The organism is Pseudomonas oleovorans subsp. oleovorans (assembly GCF_002197815.1).
GTDB classification, from domain to species: Bacteria; Pseudomonadota; Gammaproteobacteria; order Pseudomonadales; family Pseudomonadaceae; genus Aquipseudomonas; species Aquipseudomonas oleovorans.
The window spans coordinates 1-820 of record NZ_NIUB01000096.1; the positions used below are offsets into that span (position 1 = coordinate 1).

Here is an 820-nt window from a genome sequence, read left to right on the forward strand (position 1 = left end):
CCTCCTACTTGCAGTAGAGGGGGCGCTTTTCGTAGGAGCCAGCTTGCTGGCGATGCTTTTTATGGCGGATCGCCGGCAAGCCGGCTCCTACAAAGATCGAGTGCAACGGCTTAACTGACTGACATTACCCCGAGGGGCGTTTTTTATTGCTCCAGATTCTTACTGGGCCTGCTGCACCAGCACCAACTCGCCCTGTTTGTTGACCGGGATACGGCTACCCGGATCACGATCCATGCGTACGGTGCCAACCTGCTCGCCCAACTGGTACTTCACGTCATAGCCCACCAGCTTCTCGCTGGTATCGGTCACGGTGTTGCAGCGGGTTTCGGTGGTGGTGTAGGTGTCACGCTGCTGCATGCCTTCCTGAATCTTGTTGCCGGCATAACCGCCGCCAACCGCACCCGCGACGGTCGCAATCTTCTTGCCCGTGCCACCCCCCACCTGATTGCCCAGCAGGCCGCCGGCAATGGCGCCGATGGCCGTGCCGGCAATCTGGTGCTGATCCTGCACCGGACGCTGGCGGGTGACGGTGACATCCTGGCAGACCTCACGCGGCGTTTTAACGGTTTCGTTTATCGGCGTTACCGCCAGCACCTCGGCATAGTCCGGGCCGCGATCAACCAGACTGTAGGTGGCGACGGCCCCACCCGCGGTCACACCCACAGCACCCAGTACGGCACCTACCAACATTGATTTATTTTCCATCGAAAGGTTAAAACCACCGGCTTTCAGCCGGTGAGCTTTAGCGCCACCATGCGGGGCTGGAGGGCAAGCGCATGGATTACAGATACGGCAGTCATACGGTCTACCAGATCGAGTA

General features: G+C 59.6%; 1 protein-coding gene. It reads right to left on the reverse strand.

The window, feature by feature from the left end; genetic code table 11:
• Positions 1-159: 159 nt before the first annotated feature.
• The gene (locus PSOLE_RS23415; protein ID WP_088339372.1) at positions 160-705 is read right to left on the reverse strand and encodes a glycine zipper 2TM domain-containing protein; all 546 of its coding nucleotides are present in this window, start codon (positions 703-705) and stop codon (positions 160-162) included.
• Positions 706-820 lie beyond the last annotated feature (115 nt).